General features: G+C 40.6%; 5 protein-coding genes. All 5 read left to right on the top strand.

Annotated features, from left to right (window positions below):
- Positions 1–61 precede the first annotated feature (61 nt).
- The 5 genes from ACZFYI_RS13420 to ACZFYI_RS13400 all read left to right on the top strand — a co-directional run bounded on the left by ACZFYI_RS13420 (position 62) and on the right by ACZFYI_RS13400 (position 6,414).
- The gene (locus ACZFYI_RS13420; protein ID WP_462524638.1) at positions 62–3,124 is read left to right on the top strand and encodes a SusC/RagA family TonB-linked outer membrane protein; all 3,063 of its coding nucleotides are present in this window, start codon (positions 62–64) and stop codon (positions 3,122–3,124) included.
- Between the two features lie 23 nt (positions 3,125–3,147).
- Positions 3,148–4,653, top strand: coding sequence for a RagB/SusD family nutrient uptake outer membrane protein (locus ACZFYI_RS13415; RefSeq protein ID WP_462524637.1), 1,506 nt, complete (start codon positions 3,148–3,150; stop codon positions 4,651–4,653).
- Between the two features lie 12 nt (positions 4,654–4,665).
- Positions 4,666–5,151 (top strand): DUF4843 domain-containing protein, encoded by a 486-nt coding sequence (locus ACZFYI_RS13410; protein ID WP_462524636.1) that lies wholly within the window; start codon positions 4,666–4,668, stop codon positions 5,149–5,151.
- A gap of 67 nt (positions 5,152–5,218) precedes the next feature.
- The gene (locus tag ACZFYI_RS13405) at positions 5,219–5,887 is read left to right on the top strand and encodes a hypothetical protein (RefSeq protein WP_462524635.1); all 669 of its coding nucleotides are present in this window, start codon (positions 5,219–5,221) and stop codon (positions 5,885–5,887) included.
- Positions 5,888–5,994: 107 nt separating this feature from the next.
- On the top strand, positions 5,995–6,414 hold the full coding sequence (locus tag ACZFYI_RS13400; protein ID WP_462524634.1) for a 6-pyruvoyl trahydropterin synthase family protein: 420 nt from the start codon (positions 5,995–5,997) through the stop codon (positions 6,412–6,414).
- The last annotated feature ends 168 nt before the right edge of the window (positions 6,415–6,582 follow it).

Below are 6,582 nucleotides of genomic sequence, written 5' to 3'. Positions count from 1 at the left end.
TTTTGGATTATCAGAGGTTAATGGATAAAATTGGCTAATCGTTAAACCAAAAAATTAAAATATGAAGAAAGTTTTACTTCTAGGACTAATGCTTCTTTTCGTAGGTGCAGCAGCATTTGCGCAGGGTCGAGTAGTGACTGGAACGGTGACATCCGGCGAGGATCGTCTTCCGTTACCAGGTGCATCAGTCGTGGTGAAAGGTACTACAATCGGTGCAGCCACCGATTTGGATGGTAGGTTTTCACTCAATGTACCAGATGGCAGCAATGTCTTGGTATTCAGTTTTACCGGATTTACAAACCAAGAGGTTTCAATCGGTAACAGGTCTCAAATAGTGGTTGAATTGCAACCCGACATCGAAAGTTTGGGAGAAGTGATTGTAACAGGTTATGGAACCACTCCTAAAAGGGAAGTTACTGGTGCCGTGTCTTCCGTAAAAGGTGAATTGATCCAAAATTTACCATTGCAGTCTTTTGATAGGGCATTGCAAGGTAGAGCAGCAGGTGTACAGGTTAGATCTGCTAACGGTCTTCCAGGTGGTGCGGTAAATATCCGTATCCGTGGTGTCGGCTCGATCAACGCCGGTAATGAGCCGTTGTTTATTGTTGATGGTGTTCAGCTGAACAACCAATCCAACGCATCTTTTACACAGTCTAACCCACTTGCTTTCTTGAATCCCAATGACATCGAATCAATGGAAATTCTGAAAGATGCGGCTTCGGCAGCGATTTACGGTTCTCAGGCTGCCAATGGTGTGGTGATAATCACTACAAAAAGAGGTAAGCAAGGAAAAGCAAGATTCGAATTCAATGCATTTGGTGGTGCTACTCAGCCAATGAAATATCTGGATGTGCTAGGTGGAGCAGAGTGGTATGAAATGAGAAGAGAGGCTTTTCAGAATTCCGGTAATACCCTTCCTGAAGCAAATGCTTTGAATAACATGGCTAGATTGCCGTCAAATTGGCAATCATTGACTCCTGCCGAATTAGAGGCAATCGGCCAGGCTCTTCCTACCTATGATTGGCAAAAAGAAGTAATGGGAACGGGCAGACTTCAGAATTATGAACTTTCTGTTTCTGGTGGTGATGACAAAACTACCTTCTTCCTTTCAGGATCATATAACTATCAAGAATCTTCATTCAAACCTGTGGATTTTGAAAGAGGAACTGTAAGGGTGGCATTATCTCACCAGGCAAATGAAAGATTAAATCTTGAGACAAGCATCAACCTTTCTACTTTCCAACAGAACATTCCTTTTGCAGTTGGCGGTGCATTTTTGGGAAGCCCTGCATTCTCTGCCTCAGCAGTGTTACCTCACAATCCTATTTATAATGAAGATGGCAGTTACAATACTTCATTAGGTGGTGTATTGGGACAAAATATTGTATTGGTGAATGATTACAATTCTGGTTTACAAAGAACCAATACAGTAGTAGGTAACATAGTAGGAAATTATAAAATTCTTGATAATCTGGTATTCAGATCCTTGTTTGGTTTGGATTACAGGTTGCTGCAAGGAGAATCTTACAGAGATCCGAGGACTCCCGATGGCGCAGGAGTAGTCGGAAGAAGCTCTAACCAGTCAGACTGGAGAACAAGATTTATCACTACACAAACTTTGAATTGGAACAAAACTTTCGGTAATGTTCATAATGTATCTGGAATCTTCGGTCTTGAATATGTTTCTGAGACAAGAGAAGGACTTTCAGGTGCGGGTATTGGATTTCCTACTTTCCAATTTAGAACAATCAACTCTGCTGCAACTCCTGAATCTGTTTCAGGATTCTGGACAGGCTACAAAAGAGCAGGTGCTTTCCTATCAGCAAGCTATGATTATAAAAAGAAGTATTTAGCAACTGTAACTGCCAGATATGATGGTTCATCAAGATTTGGTGAAAATAACAGATACGGTTTGTTCCCTTCCATCAGATTGGGTTGGAATATCGTAGAAGAAAGTTTCCTTAAAAACAGTGAGGCAGTCTCTGATTTGAAATTGAGAGCATCTTATGGTAAAACAGGAAATGACCAAATCGGCAATTTTGCTGCAAGAGGTCTATATGGAGGTGGTGGAAACTATGCCGGTCAGGCAGGTATCTTCCCGTCTTCTCTAGCTAACCTCGACTTAGGTTGGGAGTCAAATGTAACCTTCAACGTAGGTTTGGACTATGGTTTCTTAAGCAACAGAATTACAGGTTCCTTGGATGTATTTGACAGAAGAACCAAAGACCTTCTTTTGGATCAACCGATACTTTGGACCAACGGTTTTGGAACTATTGCTAACAATGTCGGTGAATTACAAAATAAAGGAATTGAATTCGAGGTTACTACCATCAACATTGACAAAGGTGGTTTCAGATGGAATACTTCATTCAACTTTACACATATCAAAAACCAGATTGTAAGTCTATATGATGGGTTAGAATTCCTTCCTGCCAATCCAGGACTTGCAGTTGGCCAGCCTGTAGGTAATCCTGCAAATGACGGTGTAGCTGCACCTGGTTCTTTCTTCTTGGCAACTTATGCAGGGGTCAATCCTGCAACAGGTAGACCTATGTGGTACGATATTAATGGCAACATTACTTATTTACCTTTGGCAGCTGACAGGCAATACCAAGGATCTAACCTTGCTACTACATTTGGTGGAATGAACAATACTTTCACTTTCAAAGGATTCGAATTGACTGCTTTCTTCACATATGAATATGGTGCAGTCGTATCAGATGGTCAATACAACTTCTTGAGAGAAAATGGTACGCGTTTGACATTGAATGCCCTAAGGGAAGTCAATGACAGAAGGTGGACTACTCCTGGACAAATCACAGATATCCCTAGAAATCTTACTACCAATGCAGGTAACGAAGTAAGGGGAGCATCACGAGGAACGGGTTCTGCTAATTTGTTGAAAGCAGATTTTATCAGATTGACACAACTGACAGTTGCCTATAACTTCAGCCCAACTCTGATCAGAAATCTTGGATTGACAAGAGCAAGAATTTATGCACAGGGATTGAACCTTTGGACTTATGCAGACTATCCGGGATATGATCCTGAGTTTGTCGGTGCAGGTACAGGTCAGATTCCTTTGACTAAAAACTATACCGTAGGTGTTCAAATCGGATTCTAAACATCTTAAAGGAAATGAAAAATATGAAATTTATAAATAAAGTTGTCTTATCCTTTGTCCTTGCAGGTTCTGTCTTTATGACTTCTTGTGATGATTTATTGAAAGTTGATCCAAGACAATCAATTGATGCCAACGGGGCTTTAACTACCCCGGATGGTGTAAGTGCAGCACTCAATTCTGTCTATTCCAATTTGAGGTCCACTACAAATTATGGTAGGGATTTATTGGGTATGGCAGATGCTTTGGCTGACGTAGGTCAGACTACTTCAAATTCTGGACGTCTTATTGGAGAGAATAACAACCAACCCAACGCGCACTTTACAGCAGGCTTTTGGCAAAACAGCTACAATGCCATCAATCAGGCTAACCTGATTATAGATGCCCTTCCTACCGTAGAAGGTGCATCCGCTGCACAGTTGGCAAGATGGGAAGGAGAAGCGAAATTCTTGAGGGCTCTTTATTATTTCGATTTGGTGAAGGTTTATTCTTATATTCCTACAGCTATCTATACGCCAGGTGTTACAGATCAAGGTGGTATTCCTTTGGAAACTGAAGGTGTAATTACTTCAGATGCAGCTTTGAACCGTCAGTCTCCTAGGGCTACAATCGATCAGGTATATGCTCAGATTTATACAGATCTAGAAGCTGCCAAAACATTGTTAACTTCTAGAGGTACCCAATTTGCTTCTTCAGGTGCAGCATCTGCATTGCTTTCAAGGGTTGCTCTTTACAGAGGTGACTGGGCAAAATCAGTAGCTGAATCTACTACTGCTCTCGCAAGTAACGTAGGGACTGTGTTGGCTGGAAATGCTTATGTAAACGGCTGGAGAAATGATGTAAATCCGGAATCTATGTTTGAGGTGAGATTTGCTATTGCAGCAGAATCTAATGGTGTGAACGTATCCATTCAATCAACTTATACTACCATTCTTAATCTGAGTTCCAGCAAAAATTCTCAAGGCGGTTGGGGTGATTTTATCCCCAATTCAACTGTCAGAGGATTCTTTGGATTGACTCCACTTCAAATAGGTAATCCGGCAAACAACAATGATAACTGGGATGTAACTAGAAATGATGATATCAGAGGTTTCTTGTATACCACCGGAAACTCAATTAGAGGCGCCGGTCGTCAGATTGAATGTATCAAATTTGCTTCCAAAAGTGGGTTTGCATATGGAGATAACATTCCCGTAATCAGAAAATCTGAAATGCACCTTAATAGGGCTGAAGCCAATTACCACTTAGGAAGTGCTGATGCGCTTACTGAGTTGAATGCCTTCAAAGCTTTGAGAGGTTTACCTCCAGTATCACTTTCAGGTCAGGCCCTTTTGGATGAAATCCTTTTGGAGAGATTCAAGGAGTTTGCTTTCGAAGGACATAGGTTCTTTGACTTAAAAAGATATGGAAAGGATATTGTGAAAACTACCCCAGTTGTAAACTTGGCGTTCGATGATTTCAAAATCCTTCCTCCAATCCCTCAAAGGGAAGTTGATGGTAATCCTAACCTGAATCAAAATAGAGGCTACTAAATTGAATTGACCATGAAAAAAATATTAGCATTATTATCATTCACCTTGGTATTGGCTTTCTCATCCTGCATTGAGCAAAACTATCCAACTTGGACAGGCGCAGTCGTAGAATTCCAAGATGCAGTGGTGAGGTCTCCTCTAGCTGGAACATCAAATCCTGCTTATCCAAGGATAACAGTTGCAAACACTGTAGGTACTGTTAACCTTCAAGTTAATTTGGTAGGTGCACAGAGAGCTGCAGATGAGACAATCAATTTCACTGTAGTGCCCGACGGAACTACTGCAGTTCCTGGTACAGACTTCTCTGTATCCGGTACGCTTGTTATCCCGGCCAATTCAAGTACTGCAAATGCCGTGGTAACCATTCCAAACACAGGAGCGATAGGCGGATCTGTTGACCTATTGCTTGAATTGACAGGTAACGAGCAAATTGCTCCAAGTGAAAATTACAAGAGAGTGCAAATCAGGATCACAAGACCTGCTGCACCTGACGCTTAAAATATTTAATTTAAATTAAAGATTAAAAAAGGCTGGGTAACCAGCCTTTTTTTTACATTCGAAAATGATGAAATTTAGTTTAAGGATTGCCATGATTCTGCTTTTGACAGGGTTTATAAATCCTGCCAAGGCACAGTTAAAACTTTTGAGAGACGAAAATTCCGGAGGAAGGCCTGTCACGTCTAATCCCTATTTAGAAATTAAAGGTTCAGCGTATTTATTGGATTTTGAGGAAGGAAGCATCCTTTTTTCAGAAAGAGATACAGCTGCCAACCTGATCATTGCCTTTAATGCCTATGACAATACCTTGGAGCTCAAGATGGATGGACAATTAATCGCCTATCATCCAGGGAAGATTTCTGGGTTTATCCTAAATACAAGTTCGAAACCTAGGCTGTTCAAATCAGGTTATGAAATTCCCAAAGTTGGGTCAAACGTTTTTGTTGAAATATTGGTAGATGGGGAGTACACCCTTATCAGCCACCATTTCAAAACCATGGGAGATGATGTCAATGCTGCATATGGTTCCCAAAAAGCCAAAGCATTTCAAACGTTAGACCAACTATACATTTTTAAAGAAGGTGAAGCAAGAATGGTCAAAACCAAATCAAAATACTTGGAAGAGACCTTTACAAGTGATACTCCCAAAGTTGTCCAGCTGATCAAAGATTATTCCCTGGATTTAAAAGAAAGATCAGATGTAATTAGGCTTATTCAATTATTAAATTATTCATGATCCTGCCTAAACCCTTTCCATTGGAACGGGTTTCTTTTTTCAATCCTGATTTGATTTGTCTATCCTTATACTTTTTATGTATTTTTGCACCTCATTAGAATTCGAGGATGGTACACGTTTGTAGAAAAGAACATTTCAACGCAGCCCATAAGCTTTGGAATCCCAATTGGTCTGAAGAAAAGAACACAGCGGTTTTTGGGCCTTGCGCCAATATAAACTGGCACGGACATAATTTTGAACTTATCGTGACTGTAAAGGGTCTCCCTGATCCCGAAACAGGCTTTGTGGTGGACCTGAAGCAATTGAGTACGCTGATTAGGACATTGGTAATAGATAAAGTTGACCATAAAAACCTCAATGTAGATGTGGATTTCATGCAGGGCAAAATGGCAAGCTGCGAAAACCTTGTCATGGAATTTTGGAAAATCCTCGAGCCTGCCGTCAACAAAATCGTCCCTCAGGGTAAATTGTACAAACTCACGCTCTACGAAACCCCTAGGAATTTTGTAGAGTACTTTGGGGAGTAGGTTTATTTACCACCGAGTGCACAGAGAGCACAGAGGGGCTCTTTAGTAGGTTTTTATTTATCCACAGAGGGCTTAGATTAAAGAGGTATTTTTATTTTTTTTCAAAATGTAAAAAGAGGTATTTATTGAGATCAATTCATTAACCCAAAAAAACATTGGGGAATCTAT

Source organism: Aquiflexum sp., assembly GCF_977115555.1.
This window is presented reverse-complemented; position numbering and strand designations above follow the sequence as displayed.